The sequence below is a fragment of the Amycolatopsis sp. NPDC051106 genome (genome assembly GCF_040682775.1).
Lineage (GTDB): Bacteria > Actinomycetota > Actinomycetes > Mycobacteriales > Pseudonocardiaceae > Amycolatopsis.
Genome location: NZ_JBFBBQ010000045.1, coordinates 1 through 19,979, shown reverse-complemented (window position 1 = coordinate 19,979; position 19,979 = coordinate 1). Strand labels below are relative to the sequence as shown.

Sequence of the window (19,979 nt, the reverse complement as noted above, 5' to 3'; positions counted from 1 at the left end):
GTTGACCCCGATGATCACCTTTTCTCGTTGACGCCCAACCGGCAACGCCCATAGCCTGTTCAAAGTCAACGAAGCGAATTCCTTCGCTCTGGGGAAATCGGTTTCAGCAAAGGAGCCGCGGGAATGAACTCGCCCGAAGTCCGCCCACCGTCACTGGAAGACGGCGGATCCGCCCTGTTCACCTGGGTCGACGAAATGCGCGAGAACCACCCGGTCATCGAGGACGACAACGAAACCTGGCACGTATTCCGGCACGCCGACGTCCGCCGCATCTTCACCGATCACCAATCGTTCTCCTCCGACCCGGGACTACTCCTCCCGGACACCGCCGAAGCCGTCCGCGGCAACATGGCGGCCGTCGACCCACCGGTCCACCACCGGCTGCGGAAACTGGTCAGCAAAGCCTTCACCCCCAAAGTCGTCGCCGACCTCGAACCGCGGATCGTGACCGCCACCGACACCCTCATCACCGAAATGGCGCAGCGGGACGACCCCGACCTCATCCGCGACCTCGCCTACGCATTACCCGTCGTGGTCATCGGCGACCTCATCGGCATCCCACCCGAAGACCGCACCCTCTACCGCGGCTGGGCCGACGCCCTCCTCGCCGGCGGCGCCCCCCAGGAAGACGGCACCTCCCTGACCGAAGTCATGGAGACCTACCTCGCCGCCCTGCTCGCCCAACGGCGCCGCGACCCCGAAGACGACCTCTTCAGCGCACTCGCCCACGCCGAAGTCGACGGCGAACACCTCGCCGACCACGAAGTCCTCAACTTCGCCTCCCTGCTCCTGGCCGCCGGCCACATCACCACCACCATGATGCTCGGCAACACCGTGCTGTCCCTGCACGAATTCCCCGACGCCGCCGCCGCGGTCCGCCGCGACCCCGGCCTCATCCCCAGCCTCCTCGAAGAAGTCACCCGCCACCGACCCCCGATCATGCGCCTCCTGCGGATCACCACCACCGACGTCGAACTCGGCGGCGTCACCATCCCCGCCAAAGCGATGGTCACCCCCTGGGTCCTCGGCGCCAACCGCGACCCCCGCCACCACACCCGCGCCACCGAGTTCGACCCCCGCCCCCGCAAGGAAACCAACCTCGCCTTCGGCGGCGGCGTCCACTTCTGCCTCGGCGCACCCCTCGCCCGGCTCGAAGGACGAGTCGTCTTCGAACAACTGCTGGACCGCTTCGCCGACATCCGCGTCCGCGACGGCGTCCAGATCGGCTACCCCTCACCCATGATCTTCGGAGTCCGCGAACTCCCCGTCGAACTGATCCCCCGCCAAGCCGTCAAGCGCTCCGCGTGACCGGCGACGCACCCCGCTCCCACCCCTGATCCGTAGACTCGACGACGATGCGACGTCTCAAGTGGTACTGGGGAGCCTTGGTCCTCGCGTGCGTGGCCCTGCTGGCCGGCTTCTTCGTCTTCTTCGGCTCCGAAAGCAAGAACGGCCAACCACAACCCCGCCAAGGACCACCCGGCACCGGACCGCTCACCGTCGTCGCGATGGGCGACAGCACCGTCTCCGGCGAAGGCGCCGGCCAGTACACCGCCACCACCAACGGCCAGGGCGGCAACTGGTGCCACCGCTCCCCCAACGCCTTCGTCGACAAGATCGCCGTCCCCGGCATCACCGCCCACGTCAACCTCGGCTGCTCCGGCGCACCCGCCGAACAGGTCGCCCTCGGCGACATCAAGCAGTGGACCGAACCTTCGCAAGCACAGCAGCTCGCCGCACTGGTCAAGGACCACCGCGTCGCCGCGGTCGTCATCGCCGTCGGCGCGAACGACGACCCGAAGTTCTCCAACCAGGTGAACGACTGCTTCAAGGCGTGGTTCAACGCCGGCGGCCCGCCGTGCAGCACCGCGCTCAAGCAGACCTGGCAGTCCAAAGTGGACGCCATGGTGCCGAAGGTCGTCACCGCCGTCTCCGACGTGAAGAAGGTGCTGGCGGCCGCCGGGTACGTCCCCGCCGACTACCAGCTGATCCTGCAGTCCTACGCCGCCCCGATCGGCCCCGACCTGCCGGAGGACCTGCGCAGCCTCAACGGCTGCCCGTTCCGAGTCGAAGACCTGCGCTGGATCTCCCAGACCGGGATCGGCGTGCTCTCCGCCGGCCTGAAGACAGCCGCCCAGCAGACCGGCGCCCGGTTCCTGGACCTGGCGAAGGCCGGCGTGAAGCACGAGGCGTGCAGCGGCGGCGCCAACCCGGCGACGGAGTGGTTCACCCGCCTGACGCTCCAGCTGGCGGACCTCGGCAAGGCCGACCGCGCGGGCCACGCGCTCCAGGAGTCGTTCCACCCCAACGCGGCCGGCCACGCGGCGATCGCGAACTGCCTGACGGAGTTCATCGCGGCCCGCGACGGCAACGCGTCCTGCCTCGCGGGCGCGGACGGGAAGCTGCACGCCGCCCCGGAGGTCGTGGCCCGCTGATCCCCTTCGCTCTTGGCGGTTTTAGGGGTGACATGCTTGCTTACCGGATTGCTGTTTTTCGACCACTGTCGAGCAGTATAGGCCGTTATACACTCAAAGATCGAGAGCGGCTCGCAGGGCGATGTCGATGCGCTCTTGGACGTCGAGGTCGATCTCGGCGATGCGCTCGTCGAACCAGGGCCGGTAGAGCCGGGTGAGGTTCAGCGTCGACACCCAGTAGCGGGCGTCGACCGCCACGCCGAGGATGTCTTGCGGGTCGCGTTCGAGCAGTTCGGTGCCGAGCAGCCAGGGGCGCTCGGACTCGTTCACCCCGTCCGAGGACAGCAGCACCACGGTGCGCTGCCGGGCCGGTTCGGTCGGGGGGTGGTACGTCCAGACTTCACCCCTGCGCACGCAGATCCTTCTCCGCCGCCGCGCGCTCGGCCTCGTCGAGTTCCGCGACGGCCGGCTCCGGCTTCTGCGGGGTGTAGCCCGTGCGTACCGCCTCGCGCCGGGCTGCCTTCGACAGCCAGGACGAGACCGAGATCCCGTGTGCTTTCGCGGCGCGTTCGGCGAAGTCCAGGGCGCCGCTGTCCAGCGAAAGAGTGACCTTACGTGTTGCCATACCTTTTACCGTACCAGCGCCCCGGTCGCCGGGCGGGGCGCCGGCGTCAGAACGTCGGCGAACGTCCCTCGAACGGCGTAGAGAGCACCACCGTGGTCCTCGTCGACACCTTCGCGGCCTCGCGGATCCGGCGCAGCAGGTCCTCCAGGGCCAGCGGCGACTGGACGCGCACCAGCAGGATGTAGGACTCGTCGCCGGCCACGGAGTAGCACGACTCGATCTCCTTGATGTGCTGGATCCGCTGCGGGTAGTCGTCCGGCGCTCCCGGGTCGTTCGGCGTCAGCGAGATCAGCGCCGTCAGCGGCAGGCCGATCTGCTCGCCGTCGAGCCGCGCGGTGTAGCCGAGGATGACCCCGCGCTGCTCGAGGCGGCGCACCCGCTGGTGCACCGCCGACACCGACAGCCCGACCCGCTCGGCGAGGTCGGTGAAGCTGCGCCGCCCGTCGGCCGCGAGCTCCTGGACGATCGCCTGGTCCAGCGGCTCCAGGCCGCCGACCGTCATGCGTCCAGCACGACGAGCTCGTGCGGCTGGTTGTTGACGGACTCGACGCCGTCCGCGGTGACGATGACGATGTCCTCGATGCGGGCGCCCCACCGGCCCGGCTGGTAGATGCCCGGCTCGACGCTGAAGGCCATGCCCGGCTCCAGCGGCAGCGCGTTGCCCGCGATGATGTACGGCTCCTCGTGGACGTCCAGGCCGATGCCGTGGCCGGTGCGGTGGATGAAGTACTCGCCGAACCCGGCCTCGGCGATGACGTCGCGCGCGGCCGCGTCGACCGCTTCGGCCGTGATGCCCGGCTTCACCGCGGCCACCGCGGCGGCTTGGGCGCGCTGCAGCACCGCGTAGGTGTCGGCCACGTCGGCGTCACGCGGGGTGCCGACGGCGTAGGTGCGGGTCGAGTCGGAGTTGTAGCCGGCCGGCAGCGGGCCGCCGATGTCGACGACCACGACGTCACCCTTCTCGATGACGCGGTCGGAGACGTCGTGGTGCGGGCTGGCGCCGTTCGGGCCGGAGCCGACGATCACGAAGTCGGCCTGGACGTGGCCCTCCTCGACGATGGCGGCGGCGATGTCGGCGCCGACCTCCGCCTCGGTGCGGCCGGGCCGCAGCCACTCGGCGACCCGGGCGTGCACGCGGTCGATGGCCGCGCCGGCGTCCCGCAGCGACGCGATCTCCGCGGCGTCCTTGCGCATCCGCAGCTCCCGCACCACCGGGCCGGCGAGGGTCTGCTCGGCCGTCCCGAGCGCGGCCCGCAGGGCGAGGACGTGCAGGGCCGGGGTGAAGTCGCTGACCGCGACGCGGCCGGGCTTCCCGAGCCGGTCCGCGACGAGCGCGTACGGGTCGTCGCCGTCCACCCAGGTGAGCAGCTCGACGCCGAGCTCGTCGGTGGGGACGTCGGCGTACCCGGGCGCCTCCAGCTTCGGCACGACCAGCGCGGGCGTGCCGTCGGCCGGGACGACGAGGGTGGTGAGGCGCTCGAACGAGCCGCCGGCCTGGCCGATGAGGTAGCGCAGGTCGGAACCGGGCGCGATCAGCAGGGCATCGGTGTCCGCGGCGGCCGCGGCCGAGCGGGCGCGGTCCAGGCGAGCACGAAGGGCGGCAGCGTCGGGGGCGGGCGTGTGGAGGGAACGGCGCGACATGAAGCCGAGCCTAGTGGGGCGGCCCGGGTGGTCCGCCCGCCCGGGCCCGCGACATGCCGGGCCGGGTGACGCCGCTCCCGCCCCGCTCCCCTGCCGACCCGGCCCCCCTGCCCGGGGAAGCTCGCCGCCCGGCCGGCTCGCCCGCTACCCCCGCCCCGGGCACCTTCCCGGCCCGCTCCCCTAGCCCCGGCGTTGCCCGGCGGCGGGGAAGTAGCCTCGCCGCCGGGCAATGCCGCTCCCCCACAGCACGGCGCCCGGGCAGTTCCCTCGGTTCACCAGCACTCCCAGCCGACCGCGCACCCTCCTCGCCCGAGCGGCCGCATCTCCCCCTGTGCTCGCGTGCGCGTGGCTTGCCCCCGGGCACCCGCCGGGCGTGGCAGGCTGTGCGGGTGACCGGACCCCTTGCCCTGCTCGACTCCGCGAGCCTGTACTTCCGTTCGTTCTACGCCCTGCCCGACTCGATGCGCGCCGCCGACGGGACGCAGGTCAACGCCGTGCGGGGGTTCGCCGACACGATCGCGCGGATCCTCACCGACCGGCGCCCGGCCCGGCTCGTGTGCTGCCTCGACGCCGACTGGCGGCCGAAGTTCCGCACCGACCTGCTGCCCAGCTACAAGGCGCACCGGGTGGCCGAGGAGAACGGCGCCAGCCCCGACGTCGAAGAGGTGCCCGACACGCTCACCCCGCAGGTCCCGATCATCCTCGACCTCCTGGAGGCGTTCGGGTTCGCCACCGCGGAGGCGGCGGGCTACGAAGCCGACGACGTCATCGGCGCGCTGGCCACCCGCGAGAAGGCGGACCCGGTCGAGGTGATCACCGGCGACCGCGACCTGTTCCAGCTCGTGCGCACCGAACCGACGCCCACGTCGGTGATCTACGTCGGCAAGGGCTGGGCCAAGGCCGAGGTCCTCGGCCCGGCCGAGATCGCCGAGCGCTACAGCCTTCCCGTCGAGACCGCCGGACCGGCGTACGCGGACATGTCCATGATGCGCGGCGACCCCTCCGACGGGCTGCCCGGCGTCGCCGGCATCGGCGAGAAGACCGCCGCGAAGCTGATCACGCAGTTCGGCAGCCTCGACGCGCTCCTGGAAGCCTCGGCCGCGAGCGATCCCCGCGTCCCGCTCAAGACTCGGCTGCGTCTCGCCGACGCCGCCGACTACCTGGCCGTCGCGCCGACCGTGGTCCGGGTCGCCGTCGACGCGCCGGTGGAGCAGTCCCGCCCCGACACCGTGCCGGCGACGCCGGCCGACCCGGACCGCGTGGCCGAGCTGACCGAGCGCTGGAACCTCGGCAACTCCACCGAACGGCTGCTCAAGGCCCTGCCCGGCGCCTAACTCCCCGCGAGCTGAAGGGCACCTTCAGCGCTAGAAGTACGTGCCGCACCACGGCGCGGCGATGGTGGTGAACAGCTCGTCCGCCCGGCCGGGCGCGGCCGGGTCGTGGACCGTGATCCGCCCGGCCTCGGCCAGTGCGGTCGCGCTCCACTGCCCGAGGTAGAGCATGCCGAGCGTGTCGACGTCGAGGGCCAGGTCCGCCGCCGCGTCCGTGCGGTGTGCGCCGTCGGGCGTGACCTCGTAGTGCCCGGTGTTGGCCGGCAGCATCCGGTCGGCCACCGCGAGGACCACCGGCTCGGCCGCCCGGTAGGTGCGGGCGGCCAGCGCCGCGGCGACGTCGACCGGCCGCAGCCACAGATCGTCCTCGACGTCGGCGGTGCGGGCGTGCCGGTGGTCGGCCAGCATCGCCGCGAGCGGCTCGTCGACCGGCCGGTAACGCGCCCGTACCCCGGAGACGAGGTCGATCGACAGCAGGAACCGCCACAGCGCGGCCCGCGCGGCCGGGTCCGCGCTCTGCAGCTCCCGGACCTTCAGCACGGCCCCTTCGTCGGGCGACTCCAGGGTGCGGCGGTCCACCGTGTCGTACACGACGTACCCGTCGTCGCCGTCGGGTCCACTGTGGACGGCCACGACGTAGCTGCCCTCCGGGCCGACGAGCCGGTCGTGCGCGATCGGCCACCACTCGGCGGGCCGGCCGATCATCCCGGCCCGGTGCAGCCCGATCCGCTGGTACAGCCCGGAAATCTCCTTCACCGCTTCCTCGGGCGTGAGCATCCGGACGTCGCCGGCCGCCGGGACGCGGTCGTGGAGCCGGGCCGCGGGCCTGGGCAGCCACGCGGTCTTGCCGAGCGCGGCCGAGCCGTAGCCGAACCGGCCGTAGATGGTGGGTTCACTGGCGTGCAGCGCGGCCAGCGGGATTCCGCGCGCGGCGAAGTCCTCGAGCTGCACCGCCATCATCGCGGTGAGGACCCCGCGGCGGGTGCGGTCGGCGCGGACCCCGACGCCGTCGACCGCCCCGAGCGGCAGGACCGCTCCGCCGGGTACCGCGATCCCGGAGTCGAAGGAGCTGGCGATCCCGATCGGGGTCCCGCCGTCGAACGTGCCGAACTTGTGCGCGGCGGGCCACGAATCCCCGTACTGCGCCCAGGATTCGTCGCTGATCCGGTTGGTGTGCAGCGAGCGCCCCAGCAGGTCCAATGTGGTGCGGCGCTCGTCCTCGGTCACGGGGCGGACGTCGAAGTCGGTCATGCCGCCGATCCTGCCGTCCGGCCCCGCCCGCGGCATCCCGATTTCCGCCGGTCGCTCAGAAGTGGGTACCGCTCCACGATGCGACGCGAGTCCCGAAGAGCACGTCGGCGTCCGCGAGGGCACCCGGCTCACGGACCTCGAGCCGGCCCGCACCGGCCAGCGCGGACGGCCGCCACGTGCCGAAGTAGATCATCGCGAGCGTGGTGACGTCGAGCCGCAGCGCCGCCGGCTCGTCGGTGTGTGCGGCGCCGTCGGGGCCGATCCGGTACGTCCCGCCGTTGGCCGGCAACAGCGGGTCGTCGACCTCGACGACGACCGGCGCGGCACTCCCGTATTCGCGGGCGGCCAGTGCCTTCGGGACGTCGACGAGCCGCATCCAGTGCTCGTCGCCGACCCGGTCGACGGTGGCGGTCCGGTGGTCTTCGAGGAGCAGCTCGATCGGCTCGTCGAGCGGCCGGGCCTCCGCGACGATCCGGTCGACCAGGTCGATGCCCAGCAGGAACCGCCACAGCCCGGCGAACGCGGCCGGCGTACCGGCGAACAGGTTGATCACCTGCAGGCTCTTCGTCCACGGGTGCGCCTGCAGACCCTCGACGTAGTAGAACGCGAAGCCGTCCGGCCCGTCGGGGCCGTGGTGCACGGCCGCTCGCATCGGCTGGGGGTTGCGCCGGGACTGCGCCTCGTACAGCCGCCACAGCACCTCCGGCCGGGACATCTTCCCCGGCCGGCCCGCCAAGCCCTCGTAGACGGCCGGGCAGACCTCCAGGGCCTCGTCCAGCTCGAGCAGCCGGACTTCCCCCGACGCCGGCACGTCCGGACGCAGCCGCGTCCGGTGCCGGTCGACGCTGTAGGTGCGGTAGCGCATGGCCAGCCCGTAGCCGAACCGGCCGTAGATCCGGGCCTCCGACGCGAGCAGGCTCGCGAACACCATCCCCCGCGCGGCGAAGTCCTCCAGCTGCGCGGCCATCAACGTCCGCAGCACGCCCCGGCGGGTGCGGTCCGCCCGCACGGCGACCCCGGTGACCCCGGCCATCGGCAGCCGCGTCCCGCCCGGGACCGTCAGCTCGGCGTCGAAGGAGCGCGCGGTGCCGATCAGCCCGGTGTCGAACGCGCCGAGCGTCCGGCCCGGCTGGTAGGCGCGGGACACGCGTTCCCAATCGGCGTCGGCGCACGGCGGCACGTGCAGGCTCGCGCGGAAGAGGTCGCCCGCCGCGCGGATCTCGTGGTCACCCAGCGTCCGGATCTCGAAGTCGCTCATCCCCGGATCATCTCCGGAAACGACGGGATCCGGCCACCGCAATACCGCGGCGACCGGATCTCGTGCGCACGATCACTTCGTGGCGGGCGGCGAAACCTCGTAGTTCCCGCCGTCACCCTTCACCGTGATGGGGATCTGCGTCGGCTTGCCCGCGATGGTCGCGGTGCACTCGAACTTCGCGCCGTCCTCGACCTTCTGCTCGGCCGGGCAGGTGACCCCGGTGACGCCGTCGATCTTGTACGTCTCGGTGAGCAGCTTCTGCACGTCGGTCTGCATCTGCGTGTTGTTGAAGACCTGCGTCTTGAAGAACCCGGGCGCCACGAAACCGAGGATGCCGACCACGGCCACCACCACGACCAGCACCACGATGCCGATCAGCAGGCCCTTCTTCGACTTCGCCGGCTGCTCGCCGCCCTCCGGCGCACCCTGGCCGGGGAACTGCTGCTGGCCGTAGTCGTACTGCCCCTGCGGCGGCTGCTGGCCGTACTGCGGCTGCTGCTGGGGCCCGCTCTGCGGGTACGCCCCGCCGGGCTGCTGCCCGTACTGCGGCTGGGCCTGCGGGCCGCTCTGCGGGTAACCGCCACCGGGCTGCTGGCCGTAGGGCGGCGGCTGCTGACCCCACTGCGGCTGCTGCGGCGGCGTGTATCCCCCGGGCTGCTGGCCGTAGGGCGGCTGCTGGGGCTGCTGCGGCTGACCACCCCACTGCTGCTGGTTCGGATCGTACGAAGGCGGCTGCTGTCCCCACTGCGGCTGCTCCTGCGGGCCGCTCGGCGGGTACGCGCCGCCCGGCTGCTGCCCGTACTGGGGCTGCTGTGGGTCGTTGCCGCCATACGGCGTGCTCATCGTCTGCCTCCGCCTGCTTCGCTCATCACGCTGTCCACCCCGAAACCGCCGCATTGCCGCGTACACACGGTCTTGCAGGCGATCCAACCACAGGTCGGAGCCGAGCACACGTGTCCACGCCCTCCGCCCGCCCCGTCCCGATCAGGCCTTACACGAAGTTCACGCGGCACCCGCGGCCACGACACCCCGCCGCAGCGCCTTCACCGCCTCGGCCGCCGCCGCACCCACCGGGTCGGCCTTGCCGAGCACGTCGCGGATCTGGTCGAGCAGGTCGATCACCTGACGCGACCAGCGCACGAAGTCACCCGCCGACAGCTCCTGCCCGTTGGCCTCGGCCGCGGTGAGCACCTTCTCCAGCGACTCACCGCGAGCCCAGCGGTAGACCGGCCACGCGAACCCCGCGTCCGGCTCCCGGGTGCGGTCGAGCCGGTGCCGCCGCTCGTCCTCGGTGAGGTCCACCCACAGCTTGACCGTCTCCTGCCACGCCTCGGGCACCGCACCGCCGGGCAGCCGCGGCTCGCCTGCCGTGTCCCGCCGCGCCTCGAAGACCAGCGTCGAGACGACGGCGGCCAGCTCGGCCGGATTGAGCTTGCGCCACACGCCGTGGCGGATGCACTCCGCGGCCAGCAGGTCGGACTCGCTGTAGAGCCGGGTCAGGCGCCGGCCGTGCTCGGTGACGCGATCCTCGCCGTCGCCCGCCGATTCCGGTCCCAAATAGCCGCGCTCACCCAGCAACCCCAGGATCCGGTCGAACGCCCGCGCCAGCGAGTGGGTCGTCGCCGCGACCTTCCGCTCCAGCTGCTGCGTTTCGGCCGAAAGCCTTTCGTAGCGCTCTACCCAGCGCAGGTTCGCTTCGCGCTCGGCCAGCCCGTGGCACGGGTGCGCCCGCAACGCCCGCCGCAACGCCGCCAGCTCACCGTCTTCGTTCGCCCCCGACCGCCGCTTCTGCCTGCCGGGCAACGAAATTCCCGCGTTGCGCAGCGTCGATGCGATGTCCCGGCGCGCCCTCGGCGACCGCAGCTCGACGTGCTTGGGGAGCTTGATCCGCCCCAGCGCCTCCACCGGCGCCGGGAAGTCGGCCACCGACAACGGCCCCGACCACCGGTCCTCGGTCACCACGACCGGACGCGGCTCGCGGATCGGGTCCAGTCCCGGGTCGACGACCACGGCCAGCCCCGCCCGCCGGCCCGCCGGCACCGCGATCACGTCGCCCTTCCGGAGCTTCTCCAGCGACTCCGCCGTCCCGGCCCGCCGCACGGCGGTGTTCTGCCGCGACAACGCCTTCTCCCGCGTCGAAATCTTCGAGCGCAGCTCGACGTACTCGAGCATCTCGGCGAAGTCCCCGGTCACCGCGGCCGTGTAGCCCTTCAGGGCCTCCTTGTTCCGCTCGATCCGGCGTGCCGTGCCGACCACCGACCGGTCGGCCTGGAACTGCGCGAACGACTGTTCCAGCAGCTCGCGAGCCTCCGCCGCGCCGACCTGGGCGACCAGGTTGACCGCCATGTTGTAGCCGGGCCGGAACGACGACCGCAGCGGGTAGGTCCGCGTCGAAGCCAGCCCGGCGACCTGCTTGGGATCGACCCCGGGCTGCCAGGCGACGACGGCGTGCCCCTCGACGTCGATCCCCCGCCGCCCGGCCCGGCCGGTCAGCTGGGTGTACTCCCCCGGCGTCAGGTCGACGTGCGCCTCGCCGTTGTACTTGACCAGCCGCTCCAGCACGACCGTGCGGGCCGGCATGTTGATCCCGAGCGCCAGGGTCTCGGTGGCGAACACGACCTTCACCAGACCGCGGACGAACAGCTCCTCGACGGTCTCCTTGAACGCCGGCAGCAACCCCGCGTGGTGCCCGGCGATCCCGCGCTCCAGCGCCTCCCGCCACTCCCAGTAGCCGAGCACGCCCAAGTCGCCCTCGGGCAGTTCGGAGGTGCGCTCCTCGATGATCCGGCGGATCTCCTCGACCTCACCCGGCCCGTTGAGCCGCAGCCCCGACCGCACGCACTGGCCCACCGCGGCGTCGCACCCGGCCCGGGAAAAGATGAACACGATCGCCGGCAGCAGCCCGGCCCGGTCCAGCTGCTCGGCGACCTCCACCCGCGACGGCGGCCGGAACCGCGGCATCCGCGACGGCCCGCCGCCCCGGCGCCCGCGCGGTCCGCGGAACCCGGCCGGCGCGTACTGGCGGCCGATCTCCTCGGTGCGGCGCAGCAGGGTCGGGTTGATCCGCAGCTCGGCCCCGGGCGCGTGGACGTCCTCGCCGGCGAACAGGTCGAGCAGCCGGTTCCCGACCAGCATGTGCTGCCAGAGCGGTACCGGCCGGTGCTCGTCGACGACGACGGTCGTGTCCCCGCGGACCTCCACCAGCCACTCGCCGAACTCCTCGGCGTTGCTGACCGTGGCCGACAGCCCGACCACGCGGACGTGCTCGGGCAGGTGCAGGATCACCTCTTCCCACACCGCCCCGCGGAACCGGTCGGCCAGGTAGTGGACCTCGTCCATGACGACGTAGCCGAGGTCGGTGATCGTCGAGGAACCGGCGTAGAGCATGTTGCGCAGCACCTCGGTGGTCATCACGACCACCTGCGCGTTGCCGTTGATCGAGGTGTCGCCAGTCAGCAGGCCGACGGCGTCCTGGCCGTACCGGGCGACGAGATCGCCGTACTTCTGGTTCGACAGCGCCTTGATCGGCGTGGTGTAGAAGCACTTGCGGCCTTCGGCCAGCGCCAGGTGCACCGCGAACTCGCCGACGATGGTCTTGCCGGCCCCGGTCGGCGCGCAGACGAGCACGCCGTGACCGCCCTCGAGGGCTTCGCACCCGCGGATCTGGAAGTCGTCGAACTCGAAGGACGCTTCCGCGGCGAAGCGCGTCAGCTGGGGGTACTTCCCTCGACGCGAGGAGGCCGCATAGGCCTCGGCCGGGGACTGAGAAGGGCTATTGGCCACCCCGTCAGGGTTTCACATCCCCCCGGCGGTCCGCACGCGGCGTGACCGACGGCCGTCGGTGCTTCTTTTCCGGTCGCGTGACGCCGTGTGGTGATCACCACGATCGGCCGCCGTATAGGTCGTTATACATCAGGGTGGGCGGGAACCGGGGTGGGGGTGGCGGCGTCGGAGGGTGCATGACCGAACCGTGTCCGAGCTGTGGCCTGCTGGACCGGGTGCAGCACGTGCCCGCCGTCTACCAGGGCGGGCATGCGTTCTACCGCGGTCAGGGTCCGCTGGTGGCGGTGCCGGCCGGGGACGGGGTGGTGTACGCGAGCAGCCAGATCAGCGGGGTTTCGGTGACCGCGGTGGCGCGGTCGCTGGACCCCTTCCCTCCCCCGCGCCGTGGTGGTGGCCTGGTGGCGGCGGTGGTCGCGCTGGCGCTGGTGGGCGGGTGTTTCCTGATGTTGCCGTTGTCGGCGGTGGACGATCCGCCGCCCGGTGGCGCGGGTGGCCGGGTGCTGGGGTTCGCACTGATCTCGTTGCCGTCGTTGTGCGTGTTCGTCGCGGCCGGGGTGCTGGTGTGGCTCTACGTGCGCCGGGTCCGGGCGCACCGGCGAGAGCGGCGCGGGGTGCCGGCGGCGCGGCAGGTGTGGGAGCAGGGCTGGTTCTGCCACCGCTGCGGCGGGGTTTACTTCACCGACGGGGGCCGGCTGCTGACGCCGGCGCACTTCCGGCAGCTGGTGGCGCGCGCCGGCGGTTACGACCGTTAAGCGAGGACGGTCAGCGCGCCCGGGACGCAGCTGACCGTCACCGGCACGGTTCCCTGCGGCTCGCCGTCGGCGTAGACCGGCCAGCTGTTGCCCATCAGGGAGACCTCGCGGGCGCGCAGCGTGCGGACCGCCGGGTGGGTGAGGTGCTTGCCCGTGCGCAGGCCCGGCAGCATGCGGATGAGGCCGCGGCGGGTCACGTCGCCGACGATCGTCACGTCGAAGACGCCGTCCTCCGGGTCCGCCGTCGGGCAGATCGGGACGCCGCCGCCGTAGAAGCGGGTGTTGCCGACGGCCACCAGGGTCGCGTCGAGTTCGAGGCGTTCGGTGCCCGTGTCGACCACGACCGGGCGGGAGCGGAAGGCTGCCAGCTCGGCGAGGATCGCGACGTCGTAGCGGCGCGGCCCGGACGGCCAGCGCATCCGGTTGGCGCGCTCGTTGACGCTGGCGTCGAAGCCCGCGCACAACACCGTCGCGAACCACGTGTCGCCGGCCCGGCCGAGGTCGATGCGCCGCCGGGCACCCGATCGCAGGGCCGCCACCAGCGCCTCGACCGCCGGCAGCGGCTCGCCGGGGACGCCGAGGGCGCGGGCGAAGTCGTTGCCGGTGCCCGCCGGGACCAGGCCGAGCGCGACGTCGTGGTTCGCGCAGAACTGGACGCCCTGGTGGGCCGCGCCGTCGCCGCCGAGGACGATCAGGACGTCGAGGCCGGCGTCGTGGGAGGTCCGCATCAGCTCGCGGGACTCGGCGACGGAGTTGGCGACCAGCACGTCGAGGCGGTCGACGGCGGTACGCAGCCGCTCGGCGACGGTGTCGGCGATGCGGGCGGCCGCGCCGTGCCCCGAAGCCGGGTGCACGGCGAGTGCGGCGTGGATCCCCACTACGTGATGTCGTCGGTCGCCGAGCGGCCGCCGGACGCGGTCGGCGCGGCCGGCTCGTCGTCGACCGTGCTCGGCGTGTAGCTGAACGGCGCGGCTTCGTCGTCGTCGAGCTGGTCCCAGCCCTCGTCGGCGCGCTCGCGGTCCTTCTTGCGGTCGTGCAGGCGGGCGATCTGGATCGACAGCTCGAACAGCACCGTCAGCGCTCCCGCCAGGCCCAGCATCGAGAACGGGTCCGAGCCGGGGGTGACGAAGGCGGCGAAGACGAACAGGGCGAAGACGATGCCGCGGCGCCACTTCTTCAGCTGCCGGTACTTGACCACGCCGACGCGGTTGAGCATCACCACGAGCAGCGGGAGCTCGAAGCTGATCCCGAAGATGATCAGCAGCGACAGCATGAAGGAGATGTACTTGTCCGCGGTCAGCGCGGTGACGAACTCCTCCTGGCCGAAGCCCATGAGCAGTTCCAGCGCGTGCGGGAAGAGGATGTAGGCGAGCACGGCGCCCGCGGCGAACAGCACCGAAGCGAAGGCGACGAACGTGAGCGCGTACTTGCGTTCCTTGGAGTACAGGCCGGGCGCGATGAACGCCCAGATCTGGTAGAGCCAGCCCGGGGACAGCAGCACGGCGCCGGCGGCGATACCGACCTTCAACTGCGTCATGAACGCTTCGAACGGCACGGTCTGCAGCAGCCGGCACCCCGCCTCGCCGTCGAGCCGCCGGCCGGCCGGGATGGCGCAGTAGGGGGCCTTGACGATCTCGCCGAGCGACGGGATGGGGCCCACCTTGGTGCTGAACCAGATGAAGCCGAGGATGCCGCCGAGGACGACGGCGAGCACCGCGAAGCCCAGCCGGCGGCGGAACTCGTAGATGTGCTCGATGAGCGTCATCGTGCCGTCGGGGTTCTTGCGGCGGCTGCGCTTGGTCCGCTTCGACCGCCGGGTGGTGCCGTTTCCGGAGGCGGGTTCCGCCACGGGATGTTCCGTTCTCGTCGGAGTCCGCCGGAGCGCGCCGGGACCGGCGCGCTCCGTGGACCAGGGACCGGGTGTGGCCCAGCCGTCAGCTGGCGTTCTTCTGCGGCTGGTCGGCCTGCTGCTTCTTCAGCTCGTCGAGCTGGCGCTGCAGGTCGGCGACCTGCTGGTCGGTCGCGGCGGCCGGGGTCGCCGGGGCGGGCGTGGCCGGGATCTGCTTCGTCTCGACCGGCTCGGCGTCCTCGTGCGAAGCGCTCTTGTCGCCCGCGAGGTCCTTGGTCTCGGCCTTGAAGATCTTCATGGACTTGCCGATCGACCGCGCCGCATCGGGAAGCCGCTTGGCCCCGAACAGCAGCACGACGAGCAGCACCAAGATGATCAAATGCCATCCTTGCAATCCGTTGGCGAACAAGATGGCCTCCTATCTGCGTCTGGTAGGGATGTTACTGGTTTTCCGGTTTCCGGCGGCGCTGCGCGAAGGCGACGCGCAACGCAGCCGACCGGGCGCGGACGAGACCGGCCCGGTCCTGGGTGTTCGTAGCCACCATGCTTGCGGTCTGCTTGAAACGACGCAAGACCTTGACGGTCCGCACCAGCAGGAGCACGAGCAGCAGCAGGCCGATCGCGACGAGCACGACGGTGGGCAGGTACGGCACGTCGATCACCCTAGTGGTCGCAGGTTGACGGAAGGTGACGGGCTCGGGCCACCGCGTCGGCGGCGCGGCGTCCGACGTCCGCCGCGAGGTCGGCCGGGCTCTCCACCAGCGCTTCCCCACCCAGACCCAGCACGAGGCGCACCATCCAGGACTGGTCGGCGTAGCGCATCCGGATCCGCAACCGGCCGCCGTCGAGCTCGTCGAGCTCCTCGCACGGGTAGTACTCGGCTACCCAGCGTGCGTCCGGGTCGAGGACGAGCACCGCCTCCCGCTGGTCGGGACGCTCCCGGAAGACCCCCTCGGAAATGTCGGTGGGATGGGCGTGCGCCGGCGGGCGCGAAGGCTCGTCGAGGATCGTCAGGTCGTCGATCCGGTCGAGCCGGAACAGCCGGACGCCCTCGGCGCGGCGGCACCAGGCTTCGAGGTAGCCGACCGCCTGCACGATCAGCAGCCGCATCGGGTCGACCGTGCGCTCGGTGATCTGGTCCTTGGACGCGGTGTAGTAGCGGATCCGCAGCGCCCGCCCGTCCCGCAGGGCCCGGGCGACCTCCTCACGGGTGTGCGCGGTCTTCTTGCCTTCGCGCACTCCGCCGCCGACGACCACGCCGGCGGGCTGGGCCTGCCCGGCCGCGGACTCGATCTTGGCGATGGAGCGGCGCACGGCGTCGCCGTCGACCACGCCCGGGGTCTCACCCAGCGCGCGCAGCGCGACCAGCAGCGCCGTGGCCTCGCCGCCGGTGAGCCGCAGCGGCCGGTTCATCCCGGCGTCGTGGGTCACGACGATCGTGTCGCCCTCGAAGGACAGGTCGATCAGGTCGCCGGGGCCGTAGCCGGGCAGCCCGCACATCCAGAGCAGCTCGAGGTCCTTGCGCAGCTGCTTCGGCGTGACGTCGAAGTCGTGCGCCGCCTCGTCGACGCGGATGCCGGGACGCGCCAGCAGGTAGGGCACCAGCGCGAGCAGCCGCGGCATCCGGTCGGTCGACCCGCTCACCGGCCGCTCCCCTGCCGGGCCACGACGGCTTCGAGCCGGTCCTGGACGGTCTTGGCCAGCACGTCGGGTTCGAGCACGACGACGTCGGGGCCCTGCGCGGTGATCCAGTCCGCCGCCGACTCCGGGAAGTAGAGCCCGATCTCCACGAGATCGCCCTCTTCGCCGTCGATCGTGCAGCGGCCGAGGACGGTGCCGCGGCGGCGGACCCCGGCGGCGCGGCCGTCGGCGACCCACAGCCGCGCGGTGGTGACCGGGGCCGGCTCGGCACTCCCGCTGGTGGCCGACACCAGCTGCAGCAGGTTGACGCCGTCGGGCCGCCGGACCGTGCCGGGCTTGCCCACCGGGCGCACCTGGCCGGTCACGCGGGAGAGGCGGAAGCAGCGGGTGGCGCCGCGGTCGCGGTCGTGCCCGACGACGTACCACCGGGCCTTCCACGACACCACGCCCCACGGCTCGAGGGTCCGCATGATCCGCTCGGGCGAGCCGCTGCGGCGGTACTCGAAGCTCACCGCCTGGCCGTTCTGCACCGCGGCCAGCAGCGGCCCGAACGCCGGTTCGGCGCGCACGCGCGGTTCGACGACGGTGGGAGCTTGGTCGTCGACCTCCAGGCCGGCGGCGCGCAGCTTCACGAGCGCGCCCTGCGCCTGGCCGGTCAGCTCCGGGGAGTCCCACAGCCGGGACGCGAGCGCCACCGCGGCGGCCTCGTCGGGGGCCAGGTCGATCTCGCCGAGCTCGTAGTCGCGGCGGGCGATGCGGTAGCCCTCGATGGCGTCGAAGGCGGAGTTGCGGCCGGTCTCCAGGGGGATGCCGAGCTCGCGCAGCTCGGTCTTGTCCCGCTCGAACATCCGGAAGTAGGCGTCGTCGCTGGCCGCGTCGCCGTATCCGGGCACGATGCCGCGGATCTTCTCGGCAGTGAGGTACTGCCGGGTGGACAGGAGGGCCAGCACCAGATTGACCAGCCGTTCGGCGCGTGCGGTGGACACCCGGTAGAGACTAGCCCGCGCCGCCCGGCCCGATCGTGAGGTCCGGCGTACGCGCGTCGTAATCGGTCCGGGCGGCCGCCACGGCGTCGAAGTGCGTCTCGGCCCAGTCCTTGAACCCGGCCATCAGCGCGCGGAGGCTTTCTCCCAGCGGGGTAAGGGAATAGTCGACGCGGACGGGCACCGACGGGGTCACCTCCCGGCGCACCAGGCCGTCGCGTTCGAGCACCCGCAGGGTCTGGGTGAGCATCTTCTGGCTGACGCCGGCGATGCGCCGCGAAAGGTCGCTGTAGCGCTGCGGGCCGTCACCGAGCGCGACGAGGATCAGGCTGACCCACTTGCCGGCGATCTCGTCGAGGAGCTTCCGGGTCGGGCACGCCGCGAAATAGGCGTCGTAGGCGGCCTTTTCGGCTTGCCGCCGCTGTTCCGCCGCGCGCGTGGACACCGACGAACCTCCTGGCACAGGGAATGGGTGAGCTTACTTCCCGATGGAGAGTAGCTCCCCATCCGTTCGCGGGGAAGCCGGCTCTCCTGCTGACGCCGTGATTCCTGCCTAGCCTGGGTGGCATGGATGATCGCGTTCTTCTCATCACCGGTGCCTCCCGCGGCCTCGGCGCCGCGACCGCGCGGCTGGCCGCCGCCTCCGGGTTCAAAGTCGCCCTCGTGGCCCGCAAAGCCGGATCCGTCACCGACCTCGCCGCCGAACTCGGCGAAGACCGGGCGATCGCGCTCGGGGCCGACGTCGGGGACTGGCCCAGCATCTCCGGCGCCGTCACGCAGGCCGTCGAGCGGTTCGGGCGGCTCGACGCGGCCTTCGCCAACGCCGGAATCGGCGTCGGGACCTCGTTCTTCGGCACCGACGACCCCGACCCGCGAGCGTGGGAGGAGATGGTCCGCACGAACGTCCTCGGCGCGGCCTACACCGCCCGCGCGGCCCTGCCCGCGTTGAAGGAATCGGCCGGGCACCTGCTCATCACCGGCTCGGTCGCCGGCCGCTACATCCGCAACGCCAGCCTGTACTCGGTGACGAAGTGGGCGGTGACCGGGATGGCCGGCGCGATCCGCGAGGAGGCCGTCGGCACCGGGGTTCGCGTCACCCTGATCAACCCCGGCATCACCGACACCGAAATCCTGAACGACGACCAGCGCAAGAAGCCGAAGCTGGACGCCGACGACATCGCCCGCGCCGTGCTCTACGCGCTGTCGCAGCCGCCGTCGGTCGACGTCAACGAGATCATGGTCCGCCCGACCGGCCAGGTGCTCTAGCGGCTCAGGCGGGCCACCCGGCCCTGGGTTCCGCTGGCCCAGCAGGCCGCGCCGGCGCAGTCGACGCTGTCGAAGCTGCCGGTGTCGAACGACGTCCAGAGCCGGCCGCCGTCCGGGCTGGAGTCGCTGCCGCCGGGGCCGACGGCCAGGACGGTCCCGCCGCGCCAGGCCAGCCCGGAGCGGTACCCGGCGGGGTACTGCCCCGGGGTCTGCCAGGTGCGGCCGCGGTCCCGGGTCAGCGCGACGGCCGGGCCGGGCGCCGTCGGGTTCGCGTAGTCGCCGCCGATCGCGATCCCCTGCGCCGGGCTCCGGAAGGCGACGGCGAACACGCCGGCGGACGGGCTGCTCGGCAACGGCGTGCCGGACGCGGTCCAGTGGCGGCCGCCGTCACCGGAGTGCAGGACGCGGGCCGTGGCGCCGCCGCCGGTGGCGAGCCAGGCGTCGAACGGGCCGGCGGTGGTGATGCACTGCCCGCTGGCGGCGAATCCGGCCTCGCCGGGCAGCGCGGGCGGGAAGCCGCTGTCGGGCACCGGCCGCCAGCTGCGGCCGCCGTCGAAGGTGGCCTGGACGCGGAACTTCCCGTCGACGGGATCGCTCATCGCGAGCCCGCGCCACGGGTCGAAGAAGGCGAGGCAGTCGTAGAACGCCGCCGCTTCGCTGTTCTGGAACGTCTGGCGCCAGTGCGCGCCGCCGTCGTCGGTCCGGTAGACGCGTGAATCGGTGCCGGGGCCGATCGACAGGATCACCGCGTGCGCGGCGTCGAAGGCTTCGATGTCGCGGAACTCGAGGGTGCCGGTGTCCGGCGGTCCGACGGACTTCCAGCTCGTCCCGCCGTCGGTGGTGCGCAGGACGGTGCCCTGGGTCCCGCTGACCCACGCGACGCGGGCGCTGACGGCGGACAGGCCGCGGAACTGGGCGGTGACGCCGGTGGGCGTGAGCTCCCACTTCGGCGGGTGCTCCCCCGCCGACGCGGGCACGGCGGCCGAGACCACCAGGGCGAACACGAGCAGAACCACACGCACGACACGCATGGGGGCGATCCTGCCGCACTCCGGCCCCGACTTTCGTCGCGTCCGCGGCACCGGAAAGCCGTGAATGTCGCACCTCGGCGCCGAACTTCTGCGCCTGGCGCCGCGCCCGGTCGGTCAGCTGCGCGCCGGAGACGCCGTCGGGGAAGCCGAGGTA

Annotated in this window: 21 protein-coding genes; 5 read left to right on the top strand and 16 right to left on the bottom strand. The window is 72.2% G+C overall.

What is annotated here, in order from left to right; all coding sequences use genetic code 11:
- Positions 1 to 123: 123 nt before the first annotated feature.
- Together AB0M83_RS29085 and AB0M83_RS29080 are read left to right on the top strand one after the other, a co-directional pair.
- A complete protein-coding gene (locus AB0M83_RS29085; protein WP_364521576.1) occupies positions 124 to 1,308 on the top strand; it encodes a cytochrome P450 in 1,185 nt (394 codons plus the stop codon).
- Positions 1,309 to 1,355: 47 nt separating this feature from the next.
- Complete coding sequence (locus AB0M83_RS29080; protein WP_364521575.1) at positions 1,356 to 2,435, top strand: GDSL-type esterase/lipase family protein; 1,080 nt, start codon at positions 1,356 to 1,358, stop codon at positions 2,433 to 2,435.
- A gap of 93 nt (positions 2,436 to 2,528) precedes the next feature.
- Here AB0M83_RS29080 and AB0M83_RS29075 read toward each other — a convergent pair whose 3' ends face one another.
- Genes AB0M83_RS29075 through AB0M83_RS29060 form a run of 4 tightly spaced genes read right to left on the bottom strand, consistent with a single transcriptional unit; the run spans position 2,529 to position 4,680 of the window.
- On the bottom strand, positions 2,529 to 2,828 hold the full coding sequence (locus tag AB0M83_RS29075) for a hypothetical protein (RefSeq protein WP_364521574.1): 300 nt from the start codon (positions 2,826 to 2,828) through the stop codon (positions 2,529 to 2,531).
- Complete coding sequence (locus AB0M83_RS29070) at positions 2,815 to 3,039, bottom strand: hypothetical protein (RefSeq protein WP_364521573.1); 225 nt, start codon at positions 3,037 to 3,039, stop codon at positions 2,815 to 2,817. Before AB0M83_RS29070 ends, AB0M83_RS29075 begins: the two co-directional genes overlap by 14 nt.
- 46 nt (positions 3,040 to 3,085) lie before the next feature.
- Positions 3,086 to 3,541, bottom strand: coding sequence for an Lrp/AsnC family transcriptional regulator (locus AB0M83_RS29065; RefSeq protein ID WP_285992032.1), 456 nt, complete (start codon positions 3,539 to 3,541; stop codon positions 3,086 to 3,088).
- Positions 3,538 to 4,680 (bottom strand): Xaa-Pro peptidase family protein, encoded by a 1,143-nt coding sequence (locus AB0M83_RS29060; protein ID WP_364521572.1) that lies wholly within the window; start codon positions 4,678 to 4,680, stop codon positions 3,538 to 3,540. Before AB0M83_RS29060 ends, AB0M83_RS29065 begins: the two co-directional genes overlap by 4 nt.
- A 389-nt stretch (positions 4,681 to 5,069) precedes the next feature.
- Between AB0M83_RS29060 and AB0M83_RS29055 the strand changes: the two genes are divergently transcribed.
- Positions 5,070 to 6,014 carry a 5'-3' exonuclease gene (locus AB0M83_RS29055; RefSeq protein ID WP_364521571.1) on the top strand — a complete coding sequence of 315 codons (945 nt, stop codon included), beginning with the start codon at positions 5,070 to 5,072 and terminating at the stop codon, positions 6,012 to 6,014.
- A gap of 30 nt (positions 6,015 to 6,044) precedes the next feature.
- Here the strand turns inward: AB0M83_RS29055 and AB0M83_RS29050 are convergent, their stop codons facing one another.
- The 4 genes from AB0M83_RS29050 to AB0M83_RS29035 form a co-directional block, all read right to left on the bottom strand.
- Entirely contained in the window at positions 6,045 to 7,262 is a 1,218-nt protein-coding gene (locus tag AB0M83_RS29050; protein WP_364521570.1) for a GNAT family N-acetyltransferase, read from the bottom strand.
- Positions 7,263 to 7,317: 55 nt separating this feature from the next.
- Positions 7,318 to 8,520 (bottom strand): GNAT family N-acetyltransferase, encoded by a 1,203-nt coding sequence (locus AB0M83_RS29045; protein WP_364521569.1) that lies wholly within the window; start codon positions 8,518 to 8,520, stop codon positions 7,318 to 7,320.
- Between the two features lie 72 nt (positions 8,521 to 8,592).
- On the bottom strand, positions 8,593 to 9,363 hold the full coding sequence (locus tag AB0M83_RS29040) for a DUF4333 domain-containing protein (RefSeq protein WP_364521568.1): 771 nt from the start codon (positions 9,361 to 9,363) through the stop codon (positions 8,593 to 8,595).
- Between the two features lie 159 nt (positions 9,364 to 9,522).
- Positions 9,523 to 12,303 carry a DEAD/DEAH box helicase gene (locus AB0M83_RS29035; protein WP_364521567.1) on the bottom strand — a complete coding sequence of 927 codons (2,781 nt, stop codon included), beginning with the start codon at positions 12,301 to 12,303 and terminating at the stop codon, positions 9,523 to 9,525.
- Positions 12,304 to 12,479: 176 nt separating this feature from the next.
- Between AB0M83_RS29035 and AB0M83_RS29030 the strand changes: the two genes are divergently transcribed.
- The gene (locus tag AB0M83_RS29030; RefSeq protein ID WP_364521566.1) at positions 12,480 to 13,055 is read left to right on the top strand and encodes a hypothetical protein; all 576 of its coding nucleotides are present in this window, start codon (positions 12,480 to 12,482) and stop codon (positions 13,053 to 13,055) included.
- Here AB0M83_RS29030 and AB0M83_RS29025 read toward each other — a convergent pair.
- From AB0M83_RS29025 to AB0M83_RS28995, 7 genes are all read right to left on the bottom strand, one after another.
- The gene (locus AB0M83_RS29025) at positions 13,052 to 13,933 is read right to left on the bottom strand and encodes a YegS/Rv2252/BmrU family lipid kinase (protein ID WP_364521565.1); all 882 of its coding nucleotides are present in this window, start codon (positions 13,931 to 13,933) and stop codon (positions 13,052 to 13,054) included. The genes AB0M83_RS29030 and AB0M83_RS29025 overlap by 4 nt on opposite strands.
- Complete coding sequence (gene tatC / locus AB0M83_RS29020; RefSeq protein ID WP_364521564.1) at positions 13,933 to 14,904, bottom strand: twin-arginine translocase subunit TatC; 972 nt, start codon at positions 14,902 to 14,904, stop codon at positions 13,933 to 13,935. The genes AB0M83_RS29025 and tatC overlap by 1 nt, the downstream gene beginning before the upstream one ends.
- Positions 14,905 to 14,989: 85 nt before the next feature.
- On the bottom strand, positions 14,990 to 15,313 hold the full coding sequence (tatA, locus tag AB0M83_RS29015; protein WP_364521563.1) for a Sec-independent protein translocase subunit TatA: 324 nt from the start codon (positions 15,311 to 15,313) through the stop codon (positions 14,990 to 14,992).
- A 31-nt stretch (positions 15,314 to 15,344) separates the two neighbouring features.
- Positions 15,345 to 15,557, bottom strand: coding sequence for a bacteriophage holin (locus tag AB0M83_RS29010; RefSeq protein WP_364521562.1), 213 nt, complete (start codon positions 15,555 to 15,557; stop codon positions 15,345 to 15,347).
- A gap of 10 nt (positions 15,558 to 15,567) precedes the next feature.
- Entirely contained in the window at positions 15,568 to 16,548 is a 981-nt protein-coding gene (locus tag AB0M83_RS29005; RefSeq protein WP_364521561.1) for a WYL domain-containing protein, read from the bottom strand.
- Positions 16,545 to 17,531, bottom strand: coding sequence for a WYL domain-containing protein (locus tag AB0M83_RS29000; RefSeq protein ID WP_364521560.1), 987 nt, complete (start codon positions 17,529 to 17,531; stop codon positions 16,545 to 16,547). The genes AB0M83_RS29005 and AB0M83_RS29000 overlap by 4 nt, the downstream gene beginning before the upstream one ends.
- 10 nt (positions 17,532 to 17,541) lie before the next feature.
- Positions 17,542 to 17,973: a helix-turn-helix domain-containing protein gene (locus AB0M83_RS28995; protein ID WP_364521559.1), complete on the bottom strand. Its 432-nt coding sequence runs from the start codon at positions 17,971 to 17,973 to the stop codon at positions 17,542 to 17,544.
- Between the two features lie 122 nt (positions 17,974 to 18,095).
- On the opposite strand from AB0M83_RS28995, the gene AB0M83_RS28990 reads away from it, so the two are divergent.
- Entirely contained in the window at positions 18,096 to 18,794 is a 699-nt protein-coding gene (locus tag AB0M83_RS28990) for an SDR family oxidoreductase (RefSeq protein WP_364521558.1), read from the top strand.
- Here AB0M83_RS28990 and AB0M83_RS28985 read toward each other — a convergent pair.
- Positions 18,791 to 19,816 (bottom strand): oxidoreductase, encoded by a 1,026-nt coding sequence (locus AB0M83_RS28985; RefSeq protein ID WP_364521632.1) that lies wholly within the window; start codon positions 19,814 to 19,816, stop codon positions 18,791 to 18,793. The two genes, AB0M83_RS28990 and AB0M83_RS28985, sit on opposite strands and share 4 nt — an antisense overlap.
- Positions 19,817 to 19,979: the final 163 nt, after the last annotated feature.

Excerpts from the sequence above, each read along its gene's own strand:
- AB0M83_RS29085 (WP_364521576.1), top strand. The coding sequence starts at position 124 with ATGAACTCGCCCGAAGTCCGCCCACCGTCACTGGAAGACGGCGGATCC.
- AB0M83_RS29080 (WP_364521575.1), top strand. The coding sequence starts at position 1,356 with ATGCGACGTCTCAAGTGGTACTGGGGAGCCTTGGTCCTCGCGTGCGTG.
- AB0M83_RS29070 (WP_364521573.1), bottom strand. The coding sequence starts at position 3,039 with ATGGCAACACGTAAGGTCACTCTTTCGCTGGACAGCGGCGCCCTGGAC.
- AB0M83_RS29065 (WP_285992032.1), bottom strand. The coding sequence starts at position 3,541 with ATGACGGTCGGCGGCCTGGAGCCGCTGGACCAGGCGATCGTCCAGGAG.
- AB0M83_RS29060 (WP_364521572.1), bottom strand. The coding sequence starts at position 4,680 with ATGTCGCGCCGTTCCCTCCACACGCCCGCCCCCGACGCTGCCGCCCTT.
- AB0M83_RS29050 (WP_364521570.1), bottom strand. The coding sequence starts at position 7,262 with ATGACCGACTTCGACGTCCGCCCCGTGACCGAGGACGAGCGCCGCACC.
- AB0M83_RS29045 (WP_364521569.1), bottom strand. The coding sequence starts at position 8,520 with ATGAGCGACTTCGAGATCCGGACGCTGGGTGACCACGAGATCCGCGCG.
- AB0M83_RS29040 (WP_364521568.1), bottom strand. The coding sequence starts at position 9,363 with ATGAGCACGCCGTATGGCGGCAACGACCCACAGCAGCCCCAGTACGGG.
- AB0M83_RS29030 (WP_364521566.1), top strand. The coding sequence starts at position 12,480 with ATGACCGAACCGTGTCCGAGCTGTGGCCTGCTGGACCGGGTGCAGCAC.
- AB0M83_RS28990 (WP_364521558.1), top strand. The coding sequence starts at position 18,096 with ATGGATGATCGCGTTCTTCTCATCACCGGTGCCTCCCGCGGCCTCGGC.